The sequence below is a fragment of the Streptomyces sp. NPDC111606 genome (assembly GCF_055656945.1).
This window is the reverse complement of record NZ_JBVKBY010000014.1, coordinates 231,808-252,147: the sequence shown is the minus strand read 5'-3', so window position 1 is coordinate 252,147 and position 20,340 is coordinate 231,808. Positions and strand designations below refer to the sequence as shown.

18 protein-coding genes are annotated in these 20,340 nt (G+C 72.7%); 17 read left to right on the top strand and 1 reads right to left on the bottom strand.

Annotated elements, in window-relative coordinates; genetic code table 11:
- Positions 1–403: 403 nt before the first annotated feature.
- A complete protein-coding gene (locus ACZ7M7_RS39045; RefSeq protein ID WP_472125501.1) occupies positions 404–1,021 on the top strand; it encodes a TetR/AcrR family transcriptional regulator in 618 nt (205 codons plus the stop codon).
- Positions 1,022–1,229: 208 nt separating this feature from the next.
- Here the strand turns inward: ACZ7M7_RS39045 and ACZ7M7_RS39040 are convergent, their stop codons facing one another.
- On the bottom strand, positions 1,230–2,204 hold the full coding sequence (locus ACZ7M7_RS39040; RefSeq protein WP_472125454.1) for a helix-turn-helix transcriptional regulator: 975 nt from the start codon (positions 2,202–2,204) through the stop codon (positions 1,230–1,232).
- A gap of 62 nt (positions 2,205–2,266) precedes the next feature.
- Between ACZ7M7_RS39040 and ACZ7M7_RS39035 the strand changes: the two genes are divergently transcribed.
- From ACZ7M7_RS39035 to ACZ7M7_RS38960, 16 genes are all read left to right on the top strand, one after another.
- Positions 2,267–3,802, top strand: a complete 1,536-nt coding sequence (locus tag ACZ7M7_RS39035; protein ID WP_472125451.1) for an MFS transporter — start codon at positions 2,267–2,269, stop codon at positions 3,800–3,802.
- Between the two features lie 254 nt (positions 3,803–4,056).
- Positions 4,057–5,016, top strand: coding sequence for a phosphate/phosphite/phosphonate ABC transporter substrate-binding protein (locus tag ACZ7M7_RS39030; RefSeq protein ID WP_472125448.1), 960 nt, complete (start codon positions 4,057–4,059; stop codon positions 5,014–5,016).
- Positions 5,001–5,804, top strand: a complete 804-nt coding sequence (gene phnC / locus ACZ7M7_RS39025) for a phosphonate ABC transporter ATP-binding protein (protein WP_472125445.1) — start codon at positions 5,001–5,003, stop codon at positions 5,802–5,804. The genes ACZ7M7_RS39030 and phnC overlap by 16 nt, the downstream gene beginning before the upstream one ends.
- A gap of 5 nt (positions 5,805–5,809) precedes the next feature.
- Positions 5,810–7,585: a phosphonate ABC transporter, permease protein PhnE gene (phnE, locus tag ACZ7M7_RS39020; protein ID WP_472125442.1), complete on the top strand. Its 1,776-nt coding sequence runs from the start codon at positions 5,810–5,812 to the stop codon at positions 7,583–7,585.
- Between the two features lie 182 nt (positions 7,586–7,767).
- Positions 7,768–8,532, top strand: a complete 765-nt coding sequence (locus ACZ7M7_RS39015) for a GntR family transcriptional regulator (protein WP_472125439.1) — start codon at positions 7,768–7,770, stop codon at positions 8,530–8,532.
- Complete coding sequence (locus tag ACZ7M7_RS39010) at positions 8,532–8,966, top strand: phosphonate C-P lyase system protein PhnG (RefSeq protein WP_472125437.1); 435 nt, start codon at positions 8,532–8,534, stop codon at positions 8,964–8,966. The genes ACZ7M7_RS39015 and ACZ7M7_RS39010 overlap by 1 nt, the downstream gene beginning before the upstream one ends.
- Entirely contained in the window at positions 8,963–9,622 is a 660-nt protein-coding gene (gene phnH / locus ACZ7M7_RS39005; RefSeq protein WP_472125434.1) for a phosphonate C-P lyase system protein PhnH, read from the top strand. The genes ACZ7M7_RS39010 and phnH overlap by 4 nt, the downstream gene beginning before the upstream one ends.
- The gene (locus ACZ7M7_RS39000) at positions 9,622–10,743 is read left to right on the top strand and encodes a carbon-phosphorus lyase complex subunit PhnI (protein ID WP_472125431.1); all 1,122 of its coding nucleotides are present in this window, start codon (positions 9,622–9,624) and stop codon (positions 10,741–10,743) included. Before phnH ends, ACZ7M7_RS39000 begins: the two co-directional genes overlap by 1 nt.
- Positions 10,740–12,605: an alpha-D-ribose 1-methylphosphonate 5-phosphate C-P-lyase PhnJ gene (locus ACZ7M7_RS38995; RefSeq protein WP_472125429.1), complete on the top strand. Its 1,866-nt coding sequence runs from the start codon at positions 10,740–10,742 to the stop codon at positions 12,603–12,605. Before ACZ7M7_RS39000 ends, ACZ7M7_RS38995 begins: the two co-directional genes overlap by 4 nt.
- A 14-nt stretch (positions 12,606–12,619) precedes the next feature.
- Positions 12,620–13,372 carry a phosphonate C-P lyase system protein PhnL gene (locus ACZ7M7_RS38990; protein WP_472125426.1) on the top strand — a complete coding sequence of 251 codons (753 nt, stop codon included), beginning with the start codon at positions 12,620–12,622 and terminating at the stop codon, positions 13,370–13,372.
- On the top strand, positions 13,369–14,610 hold the full coding sequence (locus tag ACZ7M7_RS38985; protein ID WP_472125422.1) for an alpha-D-ribose 1-methylphosphonate 5-triphosphate diphosphatase: 1,242 nt from the start codon (positions 13,369–13,371) through the stop codon (positions 14,608–14,610). Before ACZ7M7_RS38990 ends, ACZ7M7_RS38985 begins: the two co-directional genes overlap by 4 nt.
- Positions 14,607–15,455, top strand: a complete 849-nt coding sequence (locus ACZ7M7_RS38980; protein ID WP_472125419.1) for an inositol monophosphatase family protein — start codon at positions 14,607–14,609, stop codon at positions 15,453–15,455. The genes ACZ7M7_RS38985 and ACZ7M7_RS38980 overlap by 4 nt, the downstream gene beginning before the upstream one ends.
- Positions 15,452–15,997, top strand: a complete 546-nt coding sequence (locus tag ACZ7M7_RS38975) for an HD domain-containing protein (RefSeq protein ID WP_472125415.1) — start codon at positions 15,452–15,454, stop codon at positions 15,995–15,997. Before ACZ7M7_RS38980 ends, ACZ7M7_RS38975 begins: the two co-directional genes overlap by 4 nt.
- A 164-nt stretch (positions 15,998–16,161) precedes the next feature.
- Positions 16,162–16,923 carry a DeoR/GlpR family DNA-binding transcription regulator gene (locus ACZ7M7_RS38970; protein ID WP_472125412.1) on the top strand — a complete coding sequence of 254 codons (762 nt, stop codon included), beginning with the start codon at positions 16,162–16,164 and terminating at the stop codon, positions 16,921–16,923.
- Complete coding sequence (pfkB, locus tag ACZ7M7_RS38965; RefSeq protein WP_472125409.1) at positions 16,920–17,867, top strand: 1-phosphofructokinase; 948 nt, start codon at positions 16,920–16,922, stop codon at positions 17,865–17,867. Before ACZ7M7_RS38970 ends, pfkB begins: the two co-directional genes overlap by 4 nt.
- A gap of 265 nt (positions 17,868–18,132) precedes the next feature.
- On the top strand, positions 18,133–20,301 hold the full coding sequence (locus ACZ7M7_RS38960; RefSeq protein ID WP_472125405.1) for a PTS fructose transporter subunit IIABC: 2,169 nt from the start codon (positions 18,133–18,135) through the stop codon (positions 20,299–20,301).
- Positions 20,302–20,340: the final 39 nt, after the last annotated feature.

The window sequence follows — 20,340 nt, the reverse complement described above, 5'->3', positions numbered from 1 at the left end:
GCGGCCGCGTACGCCGGGTGGCGAAAGACCGCGCAAACATGGCGCGTAACGCCGCTTTCAACCGACAGGACCCCGGGAACAAGACCTCAAGGCAAGGGAGTTCAGCCTCCGAGGCCACTGACCCGCAACGCACCGGGTCCCACCGACCAAGTCCCGACGCACTCCCCCCGGCGCCGGGACTTTCCCCGAGCCGGGCTTCGGCGCCCAACCCCCCTGGGTGCCGGGGCCCGGCTCTTTCCCGCGCCGGGGCAGGCCTGGAAGGGCGGGCCACCCCGTACCTGAACCACGGGGTGGCCCACCCGAATGGCAGATTGTGTCACATGGGCATAGCCTGCCGAATGTGAGCAGTCCCACCCCCGCCTCCTCCCCGTCCCTCACCGAGCGGCGCAAGGCGGCAACCCGTATGGAGATCGCCCGCGCCGCAGCCGGGCTCTTCGTAAAACGCGGCCTGAAGTCCACCCGGGCCGAGGACATCGCCCAGGCCGCCGGCATCGCCCCGCGCACCTTCTACCGCTACTTCGCCACCAAGGAAGAGGCGGTGGCCCCCCTCTACGCGGCGGGCGCCGACCGCTGGTCACAAGCAGTCCGCACGGCCCCACCCGGCCTCCCCCTGCCCCAGGCCCTGGAACACGCGGCCCGCCACACCCTCACCCCCGGCACCACAGTCTCAACAGCCTCCTGGGACTGGGTCCGCACCCTGGTCCGCCTGGCCAACTCGAGCCCCGCACTGAGAAAGGTGTGGGCGGAGGTCTGCCACGAGTCGGAGACGACACTGGCGGAGGTCCTGGCCGCGAGGGCAGCGGGCCCCGGCAACCACGACAACGTTGCCGAACCCCAACCACCTTCCCCCTCCCTCCACTTCGCAGCCGCAGTGGCCGCCGCCGCCGTACGAGTTGCCGTAGAAACCTGGGCAGCGGGCGACGCCCCACCAGAGGGTCCGGAGGGTCCGGCGGCCCTGGCGATGCACAACCTGGCGACGCTGAGGGACTTCCCCTGGGAGGACGTAAAGCCGCAAAGCTGAGGGAATGGCGGCGGGCAGCCGCGTACGGCGGCAAGGGGGCGTGCCGGGGGGTGTCCGCCCGCAGCGGCGGGCGTCAAGAACGGCACCTCTTGAGCGAGTTCAACCGCCCGACCGAGGACGGACACCCCCCGGCGCGGCCCCGACCCACCCCCACCCGCAGGCGCTACGCGAACCGCCACCCACCCGCGCAGGCTGCCGCAGGCATGCCTCACCCATCCCCCGACTCACCCGCCCGACGCAACCGTCCCCCCAACTCCCGCACAGCCCGCACCAGTTCGCCAGGCGACTCCACCACGAACTCACACCCCACCATCGCCAACCGCACCCCCATCCACTCGACGGGATCACTACTGCTGCCCCGCAACCGACACCGCTCCGCCCCCAGCGGCTCGGGCACGCCCAGCCACCCCGGCAACCGAGCGCTCACCACCTCGGCGGACGCGGCGAACGTGACCTCGAACTCGTACGTCCCCTGCCGCCGCCACATCGACTGCCGCAGATACTCCGCCGCACTGCCCGTGGGCAACTCCCGCGGAGCGAACCGCGCCCCCGTGGCGAAGGGCTCGCTCACCCGGTCGACCCGGAACGTCCGCCAGTCCCCCCGGTCGAGGTCGTACGCGACGAGGTACCAACGCCGCCCCGTCGACACCAGCCGATACGGCTCGACCAGCCGCCGCGACCCCGTCCCGTCCCCCGCCCGGTACGCGAAGCGCAACCGCTCCTGCCCCGCCACACTCGCCGCCATCACGGTCAGCGTCTCGGGTGCGATGCTCGCCCCGTCCCCGCTGGTCAGCGGCGTGGTCGCGGCCTGCAGCGTGGACACCCGGTGCCGCAGCCGCGACGGCAGCACCTGCTCCAGCTTCGCCAGCGCCCGCACGGACGCCTCCTCCACGCCCTCCACCGCGTGCCCGGCCCCCGCCCGCAGCCCGACCGCGATCGCCACGGCCTCCTCGTCGTCGAGGACGAGCGGTGGCATCGCCTTGCCGGCGACAAGGCGGTAGCCCCCGTCGGCACCCATGGTCGCCTGTACGGGATATCCCAGCTCGCGCAGCCGGTCGATGTCCCGCCGCACCGTACGCCGGGACACCCCGAGCCGGTCGGCGAGCTCGCCGCCGGGCCATTCGCGGGGCGTCTGCAGCAGGGAGAGAAGAGTCAGGAGCCGTGCCGGAGTATCCGTCGTCATGTATCCGAGGATCCCCCATAAGTAGGACACGATCTGGCCTAATGCGGTCCTATCTTCGATGCATGACCTCCTCCGAAACGTCACCCACCCCTCAGCCCGCCCCAGGCGACCGCCGCCGATGGTTCGCCCTGGCGATCGTGATGACCGCGGCCTTCATGGACCTCGTGGACGTCACGATCGTCAACATCGCCATCCCGTCGATCCAGCGGGACGCCGGCGCGACCTTCAGTCAGATCCAGTGGATCACCGCCGGCTATGCGCTCGCCTTCGCCGCGGGCCTGATCACGGGTGGCCGTCTCGGCGACATCCACGGCCGCAAGCGGCTGTTCCTCATCGGCATCGGCGGCTTCACGATCGCCTCGGCGCTGTGCGGCTTTGCGGCGAACCCGGAGATGCTGGTCGCCTCCCGCATCCTGCAGGGCGCGATGGCGGCGCTGATGGTCCCGCAGGTCCTGTCGATCGTGCACGCCACGTTCCCGGCGCACGAACGCGGCAAGGTCTTCGGCCTGTTCGGAGCGGTCGTGGGACTCGGCGCGGTCACCGGCCCGCTGCTCGGCGCCCTGCTGACGGAGTGGAACCTGTTCGGCCTCGAATGGCGCCCGATCTTCCTCATCAACCTTCCGGTCGGCATCGCGGGCCTGATCCTCGGCAGCCGCTACATCACCGAGTCCAAGGCGCCGAAGGCACTGAAGCTGGACCTGGTCGGCGTCGCCCTGGTCACGCTCGGCCTGCTGATGCTGCTGTACCCGCTGACCCGTGGCCGTGAGCTGGGCTGGCCGCTGTGGGGGTACGTGTCGATGGCGGGCGCGCTCGTCGTCCTCGCGGTGCTGGTGGCGTACGAGAGGCGCAAGGCCGGCCGTGACGGCTCCCCGCTCGTCGAACTGTCGCTGTTCAAGGTGAAGAGCTTCGCGGCGGGCATCGCGGTGCAGACCGTGTTCGGTGTGGCGCTCGGCATCTTCTTCCTGGTCTGGACGATGTACATGCAGTTCGGGCTTGGCTGGAGCCCGCTGAAGGCGGGCCTGACCGGGATCCCCTTCTCGATCGCGGTCTCGGTGGCGGCCGGTATGTCCGTGCAGGCGCTGGTGCCGCGCTTCGGCCGCAAGGTGCTGCAGGCGGGCGCGCTGGTGATGGGGCTCGGCGTCCTGCTCTACATCTGGGAGTCCGACCACTACGGCCTGTCCATCGCGCCCTGGCAGATGGCTCTGCCTCTGGTCGTCATGGGCGTGGGCATGGGCCTGATCGTGGCCCCGCTGACGGACGCGATCCTGTCGGAGGTGCCGCGTGAGCACTCCGGTTCGGCGTCGGGCCTGATCAACACCGTGCAGCAGATGGGCAACGCGCTCGGCCTCGGCCTGGTGTCCGTCGTCTTCTTCGGCGTCATCGACGATCGGCTGGCCGAGACGGCGCAGGAGCCGGCGGTCGGCGCGGCGTTCGCGGCCGGCTTCCAGCACGCGCTGGGCTGGGTGGCCGCGGTGATGGCCGTCATCTTCCTGCTGATGTTCGCGCTGCCGAAGCGGCCTGCGCAGCATGTGGAGGGCGCGGGGGAGGCCGAGCCGGAGCTCCGTGCGGGGGAGAAGGAGCCGGAGCTCGTCGGCTGACTCCCCGGCGGGCCGGCCGTCCCGGCCAGGGCCTTTCCTCAGTGACGTTGTCCTCGAGCCCGGTGCCCTGGCACCGGGCTCGACGTCCGTGAGGGTCCGAGTCGTCCGGTCGGGTGCCCGCAAGAGACGGGCCCCGTTCGACCGGACGCAACCATCGCTTCTCCGCCACGGCATGGCCCGGATTCAGCCTGGGTGCCGTTCGAAATCCCGTTTCGGCGGCGCCCCCGCGGGCCGTTTTGAGGAGAAGTCAAACGATGTTTCCTGTGAATCGGCGCGCGCTCGGCGTATTCGCCCTCGGTGCCGCCTCTCTTCTCGCACTGGTCGGCTGCGGTGAAAGTGCCGCCTCGAAGGACTCCACGTCCGCGGGCGGAAAGGGCGGCGACACCCTGGTGATGGCCGCGGTGCCGGCCGAGAACTCCACCGATCTCAAAGCCTCCTACGCCTCCGTGATCAAGATGCTGGAGAAGGAGACGGGCAAGAAGATCACTTTCCAGAAGGCGACGAACTACGCGGCCGTGATCGAGGGGCAGCGTTCCGGAAAGATCCAGATCGCCGCGTACGGGCCGTTCTCCTATGTGCAGGCGAAGAGCTCCGGTGTGAAGGCCACCCCGATCGCCGCAGGTGTCGAGACGAAGGGCGCGAAGCCGGGCTACCGGTCCTACGCCATCGTCAAGAAGGGTTCGCCGATCAAGGACCTCAAGGGTTTCCGGGGCAAGAAGGTCTGCTTCGTCGACCCCAACTCCACCTCCGGCTACCTCTACCCCCGCTCCGGGCTGCTGGAGGCCGGGGTGGACGTGAAGAAGGGCATCACGCCGGTGATGTCCGGCGGCCACGACGCCTCCGTGCTCGCGGTGAAGAGCGGTCAGTGCGAGGCCGGATTCGCCTACGACACCATGGTCGACGAGCAGTTGATCGAAAAGGGTCAGCTGAAGCAGGGCGAGATCACCACGGTGTGGAAGTCCGAGGTCATTCCGGGCTCCCCGGTGGCGATCAGTGACGACCTCGACGCCGAGCTGAAGAAGAAGATCAGCAACGCCTTCCAGACGATGGCCAACGTCGACTACCTCAAGGCCAACGGGTTCTGCCCGGAAAGCGGAAAGTGCGAGGTCGACGACGCCGGCGACTGGGGTTTCGCGAAGGTCGAGGACTCCCTCTACGACGGCGTCCGCAAGGTCTGCGAGGTCACCAAGGACGAGCAGTGCCTGAATTCCTGAACGCCGATTCCGTGGTGCGATTCGACGGCGTCAGCAAGCAGTTCGATTCCGAGGTGCGCGCGCTCGACGACGTCTCGCTGAGCGTGCGGGCCGGGGAGATGGTCGTGCTACTCGGGCTCTCCGGGTCCGGCAAGTCGACCCTGCTGCGCCATGTCGACGGACTGCAGCGGGCCACCGCCGGCACGGTCACCGTCCTCGGCACCGACGTGGGCCGCGCCCGCGGGGCCGCACTGCGCCGGCTGCGGCGCCGTATCGGCTTCGTCTTCCAGCAGTTCCATCTCGTCGGCAGCCTCACGGTGCTGGAGAACGTGTGCACCGGCGCGCTCGGCCGGCTGCGCGGCCCCCGCCTCGGGCTGCTCGGCTATCCGCAGAGCGTGCGGCGCGAGGCGCTGCGGCATCTGGAGCGGGTGGGCCTCGCGGCCCAGGCGTTCCAGCGGGCGGACACCCTGTCCGGCGGTCAGCAGCAGCGGGTGGCGGTCGCCCGCGCGCTGATGCAGCGGCCGGAGATCCTGCTCGCCGACGAGCCCGTGGCCTCCCTCGACCCGGAGTCCTCGGCGCAGATCATGCGGCTGATCAAGGAGATCGGCGAGGAGGAGCGCCTCACCGTGCTGTGCAGCCTCCACCAGGTCGACCTGGCGCTCTCCTGGGGCCACCGGATCATCGGCCTGCGGGGCGGCCGGGTCCTGCTGGACAGCCCGGTGTCCGAACTGACGCGGGACGATGCCATGTCCGTGTACGCCCAGCTGGGTGCCGCGACCCCGCCGGTCCTCGCCGCCACGGCCGGCTGAGCCCCGTGACCGTCTCGACCACGGCCGCCCCTACGCCGCCTTCCCCCGCCCCGCCGACCGAGCCGCCCTCCGCCGCTCCCCGGACCCTGCCCCGCCCGCGCGTGGGCGGCCTCGCCGCGCTGCTGGTGATGGCCGCGCTGACCGGCTTCGCCTGCTGGGCCTTCGCCGACCTGCGCATCAACGCCGCCACGCTCGCGGACAGCGCCTCGAACGCGGTGGACTTCTCGCGGCGGATGTTCCCGCTCGACTTCCCGCCCGCCGCCGAGGTGCTGCGGCTGTGCGGCCAGACGATGGCCGTCGTGGTGTGCGCCACGCTGCTGTCGGTGCTGCTGAGCGTTCCGGTGGCGGTGCTGGCCGCCGGCAACACCACCCCCCACCCGAGTGCCCGGTTCGCCGCGCGCGGTGTCATCGTGCTGGCCAGGGCCGTGCCGGACGTGGTGCTGGCGATCGTCTTTTTCCGCATCTTCGGCCTCGGAGCGCTGACCGGCGTGCTGGCCATGGGCCTCCACTCGGTCGGCATGGTCGGCAAGATGTACGCCGACGCGATCGAGCAGATCGACGAGGGACCGCGCACCGCAGTACGGGCCACCGGCGCGGGCCGGCTCCAGCAACTGGTCTCGGGCGTGCTGCCACAGGTGCTGCCGTCGCTCGTGGCCAACGCCCTGCACCGGCTGGACATCAACCTGCGGATCTCCGTGGTGCTGGGCTTCGTCGGCGTGAACGGCCTCGGCTTCGAGATCGCCGGCGCCCTGAACGCCCTGGACTACCGGCGGGGCATGGCGCTCGCACTGATCGTGCTGCTGCTGTGCGTGCTGGTGGAGCTGCTCTCCGGGGCGATCCGCCGGGCCCTGCTGCGGAAGGCCGACCCGGGCGGGCGACCCAAGGCGGTTCGTGCGCCGGGCCTTCGTACGTCGGGTCCCCGCACGGCAGGTGTGCGTGCCGCGGCCGCCCGCAGGGCTTCGGCTGCCCCGGCCCCGGCAGCCCGGACCGCCCCCGCGACGCGTGTCAGCCCTCCCTGGAACGCCCGCCGTGTCCGCCGTACCGCCTACGCGGCCGTCACCGCCCTGGCGCTGGCCGCCTCCGTGTGGGGCGCCGGTCTCGCGCCGGGCCAGTTCCTCGGGGCGCTCGGCAACATCGGCCAGACACTCGGGCTGTTCTGGCCGCCGTCCACCGGCGGCATCCTGCCGGACCTGCTGGCCGACCTCTTCGACACCGTCAAGATCGCCTTCGCCGCGACCCTGATCGGCGCGGTGCTGGCCCTGCCCATCGGCGCGCTGGCCGCCCGCAACGTGGCACCGTCGCCCGCGACGGCCACCGCGTTCCGGGTCGTGGTGGTACTGGTCCGAGGCATCCCCGAACTCGTCCTCGCCATCGTCTTCGTGGTGATCACCGGCCTGGGCGCGGTGGCCGGCGCGCTCGCTCTGGGCGTCGGCGCGGTCGGGCTGCTCGGCAAGCTCGTCGCCGACTCGCTGGAGGAGGTCGACCCGGGCATCGAGGCGGCGGTGCGCGCCACCGGTGCCGGGCACTGGCAGGTCTTCTGCGCGGCGACGCTGCCGCAGGCCGCGCCCGCGTTCGTCGGGCACGTCCTCTACCAGCTCGACGTCAACATCCGCGCCGCGACGCTGCTGGGCATCGTGGGCGCGGGCGGCATCGGCTTCGACCTCCTCAACGCCTCGCGGGTGCTGGACTTCGGGGTCGTCACCACCGTGCTGCTGCTGGTGTTCGCCACGGTGCTGGTCGTGGAGCTGCTCGCGGTGTGGCTGCGCCGCGTCGTCCGCTGACGACCGTACCCGGACCGAGCTCGACCTCAATACCTCAACTCACGGCGCCCTTTTCCCATCGATTGCATGAGAGAAGGGCGCTTCGAACCGGGAAACAACTGACACGGCTGTTCACCGTCCCGGTCGGACGCGTTGGTCGGCAGCAGGTTGTCCGGACGAGTTGGCCGACGAAAGTTCCCGGTGTGAGTGCGACCAGGTATCTGGAGATCGCGGAGCAGTTGTCCGCCGAGCTGGCCGAGTGTGCCCGGGGCACCCGGGTCGCCAGCGAGGCCGAGATCGCCCGGCGGTTCGGCGTGGGCCGGGCCGCCGCACGGGCGGCCGTACAGGAATTGGAACGCCGATTCGTCGTCCGCCGGACCCAGGGTTCGGGAACGTATGTCAACCGCCGAATCGACTACGTCATCTCGCGCAGCGTTCCGCCATCGTGGTCCACCACGATCTCGGCGGCGGGCGCCACGCCCCGTGCCCTGGTCAAGTCGGTGCGCACGGTCCCGCTGCCCGCAGATCTGGCGGAGCGGTGCGAGCGGCCCGCCGGGTCGCCCGTGCACGAGGTGGTGCGCGAGTTCTACATCGACGACCTCCTCGCCTCCTGGACCCACGAGTGGATCCCGGTGGACGAGGTGCCCGACCTGGACCTCGCGCTGCACGCCGTCGACTCGGTCGACTTGGTGCTCCGCCAGATGGGGCGCGTACGGCCGACGCGGGCATGGTGCCGGGTCAGCATCGACGTCCCGCCGGCCGAGGTCCTGCGCGCCCTGCGCATGGAGAGCAGCCTGCCCGCGTGGCTGGTGGAGAGCGTCAGCCGCGACGGGGTGAGCAACGGCGTCCTGATGTGCAGCCGCACCTGGACCCGCGCCGACGCCGTGCGCGTCGTGGTCGAACTCGACGAACACACCCACGATCACAACTCAGAGAGCTGCCACACCGTAAACAATCAGGAGAAGTAGTGACAAACGTGTTGAGCAGGGAGCATCGCTGTGCCCTGCTGGCCGAGGCCGAGAGGGCCGAACTGATCGAACTGGCCGACGCCTGCATCGCTGACGGCGCGCAGGTGCGGGTCCTCGTGGCGCCCGAAGTGGGCTGTGTGACCGCGCAGGTCCGCGAACCCGTCCTGGCCCAGCGTTTCCTGCTCGGTGACGTCCTGGCCTGCCGGGCCGAGGTGGAGGTCGCCGGCCGGCGCGGCTGGGCCATGCGCCTCGGGGACGACCGTGCGGCGGTGCTGGCCGCCGCGGTGCTGGACGCCGAGGCGGAGTCCGAACGCCCCCGGGCCGCAGACGTGGATCTGCTGTGCCGGCGGGTCGAGAGCCGCCGGGAGCGGCGGGAGAGCCAGGAGTGGGCGGAACTCGCCCCGACCGTCGTCGAGTTCGAGGAGCTGACGTGACCGCCGTCGACACCGTCCCGAGGCCCGGGGCCGACGCCTTCGGGACAGCCGAGCTGGTGACTGCGGCCAAGCTGCGCCCCGCCCAGGCGCAGGGCGTGTTCCGCGCCGTACTGGACGCTCTCGCGCGGCCCGGCACGGCGACCCGCTTCCCCGCGGCCGTGGCGGCCGAGGTGCCGTCCGCGCTGCTGCCGGTCCTCGCCCTCGCGGACCTCGGCACCGGCATCCACATCCTGGAGGAGGACGGCGCCCGGCGCTGGTCGGACGTGGTGAGCGTGGCGACCAACGCACCCGTGGTGCCGCTGGAGCGGGCCCGGCTCGTCACTGCCGTGCGGCCCGTCGCGCCGGAGGAGATCCTGCGGTCGGCCCGGGGTGCGGCCGACGCGCCGGAGGACGCCGCCCTGCTGTGCCTGCCCGTGAGCGCGCTGGAGGGCGGGCCGCACACCTGGCGGCTGTCCGGGCCCGGCGTTCCGGGGGAGCGGTACGTCGCTCCGCGCGGTCTGCCGGCCGGGTTCGTCGAGGTGCGCGCCGAGGCCGTCGGTGGCTTCCCCGCCGGGGTCGATCTGCTGCTCGTCGCACCCGACGGCAGCCTGATGGGGGTGCCGCGCAGCACCACCGTCACCGTCATGGCCGATGCCGCGTCCGAGGAGGACAGCTGATGGGTTACTCGGGAGCACGTGGCGGACTGGAGGCGATCCTCGCCGCCGAGGACCTGGTCCGCCGCAAGCGGGACCACGCGCCCGCGCCGTGGGCGTCGACCGAGCAGATCACCGCCCGTTTCCGGCTGGCCGTCGACCGGGTGATGGGCGAGGCCGGTCTCTACGACGAGCCGACCGCGGCCGCCGCCTTCCGGCAGGCCGAGGGCGACACCCTGGAGGCCTCGCACCTGCTGCGCGCCCAGCGGTCCACGCTGCCGCGCCTCGCGGTCAGCGAACCCGTCGAACCCGGCGAGATGACCGTACTGCGCCGCATCGTGCCGGCCTTCCGCGAGCCCGACGGCCCGCAACTCCTCGGCCGTACCTCCGACTACACAGGCCGTCTGCTGGAGCGGGCCGAGGGCGCGCCGGAGCCGCTGCCCGAGGAACCGGCCGCGGCGACCGGCACGGAGCGCACCGAGGAGCAGCGCAACCCGCGCCGCTTCCTCGACCTGCTGCGGAAGATGGAGCTGGTCGCCGAGGGCCGCACCGGCGACGACCCGGAACCGCACGACATCACCCGCAGGCCCGCCCGGCCGCCCGCCGACCGGTCCGCCGTCCTGGCCGCCATGGCCCGCGCGGAGTCCGGTGCGCTGGTGGCCCTCTGGTACCGCTCGGTCCTCGGGCCGGACGGCGACGTCCACGAGATCACCCTGGGCGAGCTGCGGCACGGCCGGCTGCCACTGCGCGTGCGCCACCCGCACACCGAGAACCCCGTCACCGTCGGCGAGTTCCGGGTCACCGAGGCCGAGGCCATCGAGGACCTGGACGGCGCGGACGAGGACCGTACGCGCTTCGACGTCGGCTACGGCCTGTGCTTCGGGCACAACGAGCGCAAGGCCATCGCGATGGCCAACCTGGACATCGCCAACCGGCGGTTCGGCCGCAGCGGACCGCTGGAGCAGCTGCTGCTGCTCACCATCGACGGCCTCGACTCGGGCGGCTTCCTGGAGCACCTGAAGCTCCCTCACTACGTCACCTTCCGCTCGATGACCGAGCGCAAGCAAGCCATGCGGGCCGCCGCCGACGCGGGCGAGGACCTGCCGGACCGGGTCGCCCAGCCCGCGGGAAAGGAATGCCGATGACCACGACGTACGACACTCCGCAGACGTCCCGGATCGGCGCGCTGGTCGCCGAGGCGGAGGCGGGCCGCCCGCCCGCCGGGATCCTCGACGAGGACGCGAAGCGCGAGATCCGCCGGGCCACGCTCGCCGCGGTGTGCGTGCCCGGCTACCAAGTCCCCTTTGGTTCCCGGGAGATGCCGGTCGCGCGCGGCTGGGGCTCGGGCGGACTGCAGGTCACCCTGGGGGTGATTGGCGCCGACGACACGGTGAAGGTGATCGACCAGGGCGACGACGCCGGCGTCAACGCCACCAACCTGCGCCGGATGATCGCGCAGACCACCGGGTGCGAGGAGTCTGCCGACACCCGCGAGGCGACGGTCGTGCAGACCCGCCACCGTATCCCCGAGGAGGCCCTGGGGGACGGGCACGTGCTCGTCTACCAGGTGCCGGTGCCCGAACCGCTGCGCGGCGTGCAGAAGTCGGTGGCCGAGTGCGCGCGGATGCACGCCGAGGGCGACTACTCCGCGATGTGGGTCAGCCTCTACGAGGACCTCGTCCGCAACGGCATGATCACCGCGAGCACCGGCTACCCCGTGCTGGTCGGCGGCCGCTATGTGATGGCGACGAGCCCCATCCCGCGCTGGGACGTGCCCCGGTTGCACCAAGGCGAGCACCTCAACCTGTTCGGCGCGGGCCGCGAGAAGCGGATCTACGCGGTGCCCCCGCACACCGAGGTGCGGCCCCTCACCTTCGACGACGTGCCCTTCGAGGTCGAGCACGAGCCCGGCGGGCGCTGCAAGTTCTGCGGCAGCGACGACGTGTATCTCGTCAACGCCGGTACCGAGGGGGCCTTCGCGTGCAGCGACACCGAGTGGTGCGCGCGGGTCCAGGCGGGCGACGCCGACATCGCCGCCCACCGCGAGCGCGCGCCGCTGGCCCTGCTGCCCGACCCGCAGGCCCGCGCGGGACGCCGTAGTGCGCCCGTGGTCGGAACCGCGCAGGCGGACGACGCCCCCGCGCCCGCACGTAAGTCCCGTTCCGGCGGCCCCGACTGGGCCCTGCGGGTCGACGGCCTCGGCAAGGTGCACGGCGCCGGCGGGGCAACGGCCGTACCGGGTACGGGTCCTGAGCACGGCACCGCGATCAGCCCCGCCACCGGCGCGGTCGTGGCCGCCTGGGACGTCGCCTTCGACGTGGCCCCGGGCGAGGCTCTCGGTCTCATCGGCGAGTCCGGCTCCGGCAAGTCCACCGTGCTGCGCTGTGTGATCGGCGACGAGCCGGCCACCGCGGGCCGGGTCCGCCTCGCCATGGTCGACGACGGTGCGTCGGACGTGCTCGGCCTGCCCGCGGCCGTACGGCGGCGGCTGCGGATCGACTCGATGGCCGTGGTCTACCAGGACCCGGCCGCCGGACTCGACCTGCGCGTGTCCGCCGGCGGCAACATCGCCGAGCGCCTCACGGCAGCGGGCTGGCGCGGCTACCACGCAATCCGACGCCGCGCGGCCGAGCTGCTGGACCGGGTCGAGGTGCCGCTGTCCCGCATGGACGACCCCGTGCACACGTTCTCCGGCGGTATGCGCCAGCGCGTGCAGATCGCCAAGGCCCTGGCCACCGAACCGCCCGTGCTGCTGCTCGACGAGCCCACCACCGGCCTCGACGCCTCCGTCGCCGCCGGCGTGCTCGACCTGCTGCGCAGCCTGCTCGCGGAGCGGGACGTCGCCGCCGTGGTCGTCAGCCACGACTTCTCCGTGATCGAGGCACTGACCGACCGCACCCTCGTCATGCAGACGGGCCGCGTCGTCGAACAGGGCCTGACCGACCAGCTCTTCCACGACCCCCACCACCCCTACACCCAGCGGCTCGTCGCCGCCGCCCGGAGGTGAGCCCGGTGAGCACAGTGAGCACATCCGAAGCCCAGGACGCCGTGCTGTCCGTACGCGCCCTGTACAAGTCCTTCACCCTGCACAGCGTCGACGGCCGGACCGTGCCCTCGCTGCACGGCGTCGACCTCGACGTGCGCACCGGCGAGCACGTGGCCCTGGCCGGCCCCAGCGGCGCCGGCAAGTCCTCGCTGCTGCGCTGCGTGTACCGCACCTACCTGCCGGACTCCGGTTCCGTACGGCTGAGTACGGCGGCCGGGCCGGTCGAGCTGACCACGCTGGCGGACCGGGAGATGGCCCGGCTGCGCGGCCGGGAGTTCGGCTACGTCTCCCAGTTCCTCGCCGCCCCGCCGCGCACCGGCCCGCTGGAGGTGGTCGCCGCGACAGCCCGGCGGCGCGGCCTCGACCGGGGTGAGGCGCGGGAGGTCGCGGCGGTCGCACTGCGCCGGCTCAACCTCGACGAGACGCTCTGGGACGTCGACTGCGGTGTCCTGTCCGGCGGTGAGCGCCAGCGGGTGAACCTCGCCGCGGGAACCGTGCAGCCGCCCCGGCTGCTGCTGCTCGACGAGCCGGTCTCCGCGCTGGACCCGGCCAACCGGGAGGCGGCGCTGGAGCTGATCGACTCACTGGCGGGGCAGGGCGTCGCCGTCCTCGCCGTCTTCCACGACATGGACGCCATCAGGCAGTTGGCGTCCCGGGTCGTGTTCGTCAGGGACGGCCGGATCGCCCGGCAGGGCACACCGGCCCAGATGCTGGAGGCGGCGGCATGAGCACAGGACTGGTGAGCACAGGGCCGGCCGAGGCGCCGGCCCAGGGCTGGACGCTCGGCGGGCCGCCCTCGGACTACGTGCTCGGGCACGTCCGGGCGGTACTGCCGGACCGGGTGCTGGACGACGCGCTGGTCGCCGTCCGGGACGGCAGGATCGCCGCCGTCGAACCGCACCCGGCCGGTGTCGAGGCCGACGTCGACGGCCAGGGCCTGCTGTGCCTGCCCGGCCTGGTGGACGTGCACAGCGACGGCCTGGAGAAGGAACTGCTGCCCCGGCCCGGTGCCGAACTGCCGCTGGAGTTCGCGCTGTTGTCCTTCGAGGGCAAGCTGCGCGCGGCCGGCGTCACGACGGCCTTCCACGGCGCCGCGTTCGAGGAGAGCGGCGGGCGCGGCATGCGCCGCACCCTGGAGAACGCGCGGCGGATCTGCGCGGCCGTGGACGGGCGGGGCGGCGACGGCCTGGTCGACCACCGCATCCTGCACCGCCTCGACGTGCGGTGCCCGGAGGGCCTGGCCGGGCTGCGGCAGCGGCTCGCTCAGGTCGGGGGCGCCGCTCCCGGGCCGGTCCTGGTGTCGCACGAGGACCACACCCCGGGCCAGGGCCAGTACACGGACCGTGCCTACTACGAGCGGTATCTCGTCGGCACCCGCGGCCTCACCGAGGACGAGGCCCGTGCCTACGTCGACCGCCTGATCGTGGACCGCGACGGCCGGCTCGGCGTCCGCGAGGAGGCCTTCGACTGGCTCGGCGAGCAGGCGCGGGCGGGCCGGATCCGGCTGCTCGGCCACGACCCCAGTTCGCCGCAGGAGATCGAGGAGCTGTGCGAACGGGGCGGCGCGGTCGCGGAGTTCCCCACCACGGTGGCGGCCGCGAAGTCCGCCCGCGAGCACGCCATGCCGGTCGTGATGGGCGCGCCCAACGTCCTGCGCGGCCACTCGCACAACGGCAACGCCTCCGGCCGCGAGCTCGTCGCCCGCGGCCTGGTCACCGCGCTCGCCTCCGACTACCTGCCCTCCGGGCTGCTCGGGGCGGCGCTGCTGCTCGCCGACGAGGGGCTGGCGCCGCTGCCGGAGGCGGTCGGCCTGGTCACCGGCGGTGCCGCGGACGTCGCGGGTCTCGCGGACCGCGGCCGGCTGGAGGCGGGCCTGCGGGCCGACCTGGTGCTGGCCGAGCCGGGCCGCCCCTGGCCCGTCGTCGCGGCCGTGCTGCGCGCCGGCTCGGGTGGTGACGCGGCATGAGCGAGAGGAACCCCGTGAGCGGCCGCATTCCGTGGCCGGTGCCCGAACCGCAGCTGCCGACCGGCGTCCACCCGGCGTTGGCGGAGGCGACCCGCGCCGCCGTGAACGCCTTCCGGGCCGCCCGTGAGGCGTACGACCGGGCCCAGCTGGCCGAGAAGGTCCAGATGGGCGCCGACGGGACACCGACGATGCGGCTGGACATCCTGGTGGACACCGCGATCGCCGAGGTCGTGGACGCCCACCGGATCAACCTGCTCAGCGAGGAGCTGGGCAGCATCGACAACGGCTCCGCGGTCACGCTCGTCACCGACCCTGTGGACGGCACCGCGAACGCCGCCTCGGGTGTCCCGCTGTCCGCCTTCGCCGGTGTCATCGCGGTGGACGGCGTACCGACCGAGGCGCTGACCTGCTGGCTGGACACCGGGCGCTGCTGGCACACGGTGGCGGGGCAGCCGTCGCCGTACCGGACCAGCGGCCGTACGGAGCTGGACGGCGCGGCGGTGAGCCTCCTGCGGCCTCAGCGGCACATCGCCGACGCGTGGTGGCGGGTGGCGGCCCGGGCCGCCAGGATCCGAATCCTGTCGACGAGTTGCCTGGAAGCGGTGCTGGTTGCCGAGGGGTCGATCGACGCGTTCGCCGACGCCGGCTCCGACACGCACCGGATCGTGGACCTGGCGGCCGCGATGGTGACGGTCCCCGCGGCGGGCGGCGCGGTGATCGATGTGCACGGCCGCCCGCTGGAGATCGACCCCGACCTCAGCCGCCGCTGGTCGGGCGTGATCGCGGCGACGCCGCGGCTCGCGGAGGAACTGGCGGACACCATCCGTGGAACGGAGCAGCGATGACCACCCTCACCCCGCTCACGAGCGAGGAACTGAGCGCACTCGTCGACGGCCTCGCGGGCCTGCCGTACGGCGGCGAGGCCGTCGACCAGCGCACGCACGCGCTGCAGACGGCCTGGCTGGCGATGGCCGCGGACGCGGACGACGAGCTGGTGGTGGCCGCCGCGCTGCACGACATCGGCCGCGCCCGACCGGTCCGGACCGAGCACCCGGGCCTGCCGCACGAGCTGGCGGGGGCCGCCTTCGCCCGGCGCCGGCTGGGCGAACGGGCGGCCTGGGTCATCGCCCAGCACGTGCCGGCCAAGCGCTATCTGGTGGCGACCGACCCCGCGTACCTCGCCCTGCTCAGCCCGGCGTCGATCGCGTCGCTGAAGGTCCAAGGCGGCCCGATGGACGAGCGGGAGGCGGCGGAGTTCGCCGCCCATCCGCTGGCCGTGGACGCGGTGGCCCTGCGCGGCTGGGACGACGCGGCCAAGGACCCGAACGGTCCGCTGCTGCCGATGCCGGCCCTCCTGGCGGCCCACGCGCGCTGCATCGCGTCCTGAGGTCGCATCCCGAGGCCGAATCCTGAAGTCACATCCCGAGGCCACACGGAAGGCTCAAGTCTGTTTGTGTCCGACCCAAGCCCGAACCTGTTTACTTTCCGGAAATCCAGGCGTAGCCTCCCGCTGAAACCACAAGTTCGGGCACAGTTCGGAGGCGAACGGACATGTACGCACCGGAGCGGCAGCAGGAGATCCTCCGCCTCGCCCGTGACGGCGGCCGAGTCGACGTCCTGTCGCTGGCCGAGGAGTTCCAGGTCACGGCGGAGACGATCCGCCGTGATCTGAAGGCCCTCGACCGCGCCGGGCTCCTGCGCCGGGTGCACGGTGGCGCGATCCCGGCCGGGCGCCTGGACTTCGAACCGGATCTCGCCGAGCGCGAGTCGACGGCTGCCGACGAGAAGGACCGGGTCGCCAAGGCGGCCGTCGCGGAGCTGCCGACCGAGGGCACGATGATCCTCGACGCCGGTACGACGGTGGCCCGCCTGGCCGCCGCGCTGCCGCTGGAGGCGTCCCTCACCGTCGTCACCCACAGCCTGCCGATCGCGGCCCGCCTCGCGGACCACCCCGGCATCCAGCTCCACCTGGTCGGCGGGCGGGTACGGCACCGTACGCGCGCCGCCGTGGACGCCTGGGCGCTGCGCGCGTACGGCGAGATCCGCGCCGACGTCCTGTTCGTCGCGGCCAACGGCTTCTCCGCCGAGCACGGTCTGACCACCCCGGACCTCGCCGAGGCCGCGGTGAAGCGGGCCGCGGTGGCCGCGGCCCGCCGCGTGGTGCTGCTCGCCGACTCCTCCAAGCACGGCCAGGAGCACTTCGCCCGCTTCGCTGACCTGAGCGACGTGGACCTGCTGATCACCGACAGCGGGCTGAGCCCCGAAGACGCCACCGCGATCGAGCGCGGCGGCACGGAAGTAGTGCGCGCATGATCCTCACCGTCACCCCGAACCCGTCCCTGGACCGCACCTACGAGGTGCCGTCCCTCGACCGCGGCGAGGTCATACGCGCCACCGGCGAGCGCATGGACCCGGGCGGCAAGGGCGTGAACGTCTCGCGCGCCGTGACGGCCGCCGGTCAGCGCACGGTCGCCGTCCTGCCCCTGGGCGGTGCGCCCGGCGCGCTCGTCGCCGACCTGCTCGACGCGCAGGGCATCGAGGTCGCACCGGTGCCGGTCGCCGGCGCCACCCGGTCCAACATCGCGCTCGCGGAGTCGGACGGCGTGCTCACGAAGATCAACGCACCTGGGCCGCAGCTGTCGGCCGCCGAGCAGGAGCTCCTGCTGGAGACGGTCCGCGAGCAGTCGCCCGATGCCGACTGGATCGCCTGCTGCGGCAGCCTGCCCCGAGGGCTCGCCCCGTCCTGGTACGCCGATGCCGTCACCCGGGCGCACGCGGGCGGCGCGCGGATCGCGCTGGACACCTCCGGACGCGCCCTCCTCGAAGCGCTGCGTGCCCGGCCCGACGTGGTGAAGCCGAACGCCGAGGAGCTCTCGGAGGCCGTCGGGCGCCCTCTGACCACCGTAGGCGACGCGCTGAAGGCCGCCGAGGAGCTGCGCGAGATGGGCGCCGGTGCCGTACTGGCGAGCCTGGGCGCCGACGGGCAGCTGCTCGTGGACGGTTCGGGCGCCTGGTTCGGCAGCGCGCGCGTCGACGTCGTACGCAGCAATGTCGGCGCCGGTGACTCCACCCTCGCCGGCTTTCTGATCGCCGGGGGAGCCGGGCCCGAGGCGCTGGCCTCCGCCGTCGCGCACGGTGCGGCAGCCGTACAGCTGCCCGGCAGCGTGATGCCCTCGCCGACCGATCTGGACCCGTCCGCGGTGACGGTCACGGCCGAGGTGCCGGTGGACCGCGTACTGAAGGAGCCGGTGTCATGACGAATGTCGTGGTTGTCACAGTTCTCGCTGATCTGGTCGGTGACCGGCGAAGCTCAGCGTTACTCACGGCCGCCGACGGACGGCAGGGCAACCTGAGCCGCTCCGCCGCCCGGGGGAAGCGGGTTCTCCCCGACCTCGCCTCTCCTGTCTCCACCTCTGCTGTCTCCGCCTCCCCCCACCGCATTCATGCCGCCCCCCACGGCACCCCCGTCCCCTTCACCGCCCACCAGACTCCCCGGGCGATACGCGTGCGAAGGAGCCCGCGATGAGCGACATGATCACCGCGGACCTGGTCGATCTCGACCTGTCCGCCGACACCAAGGAAGCGGCGGCGCGCGCCCTCGCCGAGCGCATGGTCGCCCTGGGCCGGGTGACCGACCTGGAGGGCTTCCTCGCCGACGTGGCCGCCCGCGAGGCACAGATGCCGACCGGCCTCGACGGCGGCATCGGCATCCCGCACTGCCGCAGCGAGCACGTCACCGAGCCCACGCTCGCCTTCGGGCGCAGCGCCGCCGGCATCGACTTCGGCGCCACGGACGGCCCTGCCGACCTGATCTTCCTGATCGCGGCTCCGGCGGGCGCGGACGACGCCCACCTGACGATCCTGTCGTCGCTGGCCCGGCAACTGATGAACCCCGAGTTCACGGACGGGCTGCGGTCGGCGGGGGATACGGCGTCGGCGGCGGCGCTGATTCGGGGGGACGAGCCCGAGGCGGAAGGGGCAGCCGAGGCGGAAGGGGCAGCCGAGGCGGTAGGGGTGGCCGAGGCGGTAGGGGCGGCCGACACCGCCGATTCCGAAGGCTCCGGAGCCTCCGCAGGTTCCCAGGACTCCGTGGCGTCGTCGGTGGCGGCCTCCGCCGACGACGCCACGGGCACCACCCCCTCCGCCGAGGGTGCTTCTCCCGAAGCCCCCGCCGAGGCCCCCGGCGACCGCCCCTTCCGTATCGTCGCCGTCACCTCCTGCCCGACCGGCATCGCCCACACCTACATGGCGGCCGAGTCGCTGGAGAACGCGGGCCGCGAGGCCGGCGTCGAGCTGGTCGTCGAGACGCAGGGCTCGGCCGGCTTCACCCGGCTCGACCCGGCCGTGATCGCGGCGGCGGACGGTGTGATCTTCGCGCACGACGTGGCCGTACGGGAGAAGGACCGGTTCGCCGGGAAGCCGACCGTCGACGTCGGTGTGAAGGCGGGCATCAACCGCCCCGCCGCACTCATCTCCGAGGTCCGCGCCAAGGCGGAGCGCGGCGAGGTCACCGCCGCCGCCCGGCCCGGCGGCGGCACCCCGGTCGAGCGTGCGGGCGAGCCCGGCGAGGGCTACGGCACCAAACTGCGCAAGTGGCTGATGTCCGGCGTGAGCTACATGGTCCCGTTCGTCGCGGCGGGCGGTCTGCTGATCGCCCTTGGCTTCGCGATCGGCGGCTACCAGATCAACGAGGCCAAGTCGGTCACCGAGCACTTCGACTGGGGGCAGGTCGACAGCTGGGGCGCGCTGCTGTTCCAGATCGGCGCGGCGGCCTTCGGCTTCCTCGTCCCGGTCCTCGCCGGATACATCGCGTACGGCATGGCGGACCGCCCCGGCCTCGTGCCCGGCTTCGTCGGCGGCGCGATCTCCGTCACGATCGGCGCGGGCTTCCTCGGCGGTCTGGTCGCCGGTCTCATCGCGGGTGGGGTCGTCCTCGGCATCCAGCGCATCGACATCCCACCGGTGCTGCGCGGCATCATGCCGGTGGTGGTGATCCCGCTGGTCTCCTCGGCGGTCGTCGGCTTCCTGATGTTCGTGGTGATCGGCAAGCCGATCTCCGAGGCGCAGAAGGGCCTGACGGACTGGCTGAACAGCCTCTCCGGCACCAACGCCATCCTGCTCGGCGTCCTGCTCGGCCTGATGATGTGCTTCGACCTCGGCGGCCCGGTCAACAAGGTGGCCTACACCTTCGCGACGGCCGGCATCTCGGTCGCGGCGCCGAGCGACTCCGCGATGAAGATCATGGCCGCCGTGATGGCCGCCGGCATGGTCCCGCCGCTCGGCATGGCCCTCGCCACCACGATCCGCAAGAAGCTGTTCACCACGGCCGAGCGCGAGAACGGCAAGGCCGCCTGGGTCCTGGGCGCCTCCTTCATCTCCGAGGGCGCGATCCCCTTCGCGGCGGCCGACCCGCTGCGCGTCATCCCCGCCTCCATGGCGGGCGGCGCGGTCACCGGCGCGCTCACCATGTCCTTCGGCTCGACCCTGCGCGCCCCGCACGGCGGCATCTGGGTCACCTTCCTGATCGGCAAGCCGTTCCTCTACCTGCTGGCCATCGCGGCCGGTACGGCGGTCACGGCGGGCCTGGTCATCGTCCTGAAGGGCATGCGCAGGACGGCTCCCGAGGGCACCGCAGCCGCCGATCCCGCGTCGGCCGCGACCACGGCGGCGAAGCAGCCGGTGGCGGCCTGAGCCCTCCGCAGGGCAGGCCTCCGGCTTGTCCCTTTGGGG

Excerpts from the sequence above, each read along its gene's own strand:
- ACZ7M7_RS39045 (WP_472125501.1), top strand. The coding sequence starts at position 404 with ATGGAGATCGCCCGCGCCGCAGCCGGGCTCTTCGTAAAACGCGGCCTG.
- ACZ7M7_RS39040 (WP_472125454.1), bottom strand. The coding sequence starts at position 2,204 with ATGACGACGGATACTCCGGCACGGCTCCTGACTCTTCTCTCCCTGCTG.
- ACZ7M7_RS39035 (WP_472125451.1), top strand. The coding sequence starts at position 2,267 with ATGACCTCCTCCGAAACGTCACCCACCCCTCAGCCCGCCCCAGGCGAC.
- ACZ7M7_RS39030 (WP_472125448.1), top strand. The coding sequence starts at position 4,057 with ATGTTTCCTGTGAATCGGCGCGCGCTCGGCGTATTCGCCCTCGGTGCC.
- ACZ7M7_RS39000 (WP_472125431.1), top strand. The coding sequence starts at position 9,622 with ATGGGTTACTCGGGAGCACGTGGCGGACTGGAGGCGATCCTCGCCGCC.
- ACZ7M7_RS38995 (WP_472125429.1), top strand. The coding sequence starts at position 10,740 with ATGACCACGACGTACGACACTCCGCAGACGTCCCGGATCGGCGCGCTG.
- ACZ7M7_RS38985 (WP_472125422.1), top strand. The coding sequence starts at position 13,369 with ATGAGCACAGGACTGGTGAGCACAGGGCCGGCCGAGGCGCCGGCCCAG.
- ACZ7M7_RS38980 (WP_472125419.1), top strand. The coding sequence starts at position 14,607 with ATGAGCGAGAGGAACCCCGTGAGCGGCCGCATTCCGTGGCCGGTGCCC.
- ACZ7M7_RS38975 (WP_472125415.1), top strand. The coding sequence starts at position 15,452 with ATGACCACCCTCACCCCGCTCACGAGCGAGGAACTGAGCGCACTCGTC.
- ACZ7M7_RS38970 (WP_472125412.1), top strand. The coding sequence starts at position 16,162 with ATGTACGCACCGGAGCGGCAGCAGGAGATCCTCCGCCTCGCCCGTGAC.
- pfkB (WP_472125409.1), top strand. The coding sequence starts at position 16,920 with ATGATCCTCACCGTCACCCCGAACCCGTCCCTGGACCGCACCTACGAG.
- ACZ7M7_RS38960 (WP_472125405.1), top strand. The coding sequence starts at position 18,133 with ATGAGCGACATGATCACCGCGGACCTGGTCGATCTCGACCTGTCCGCC.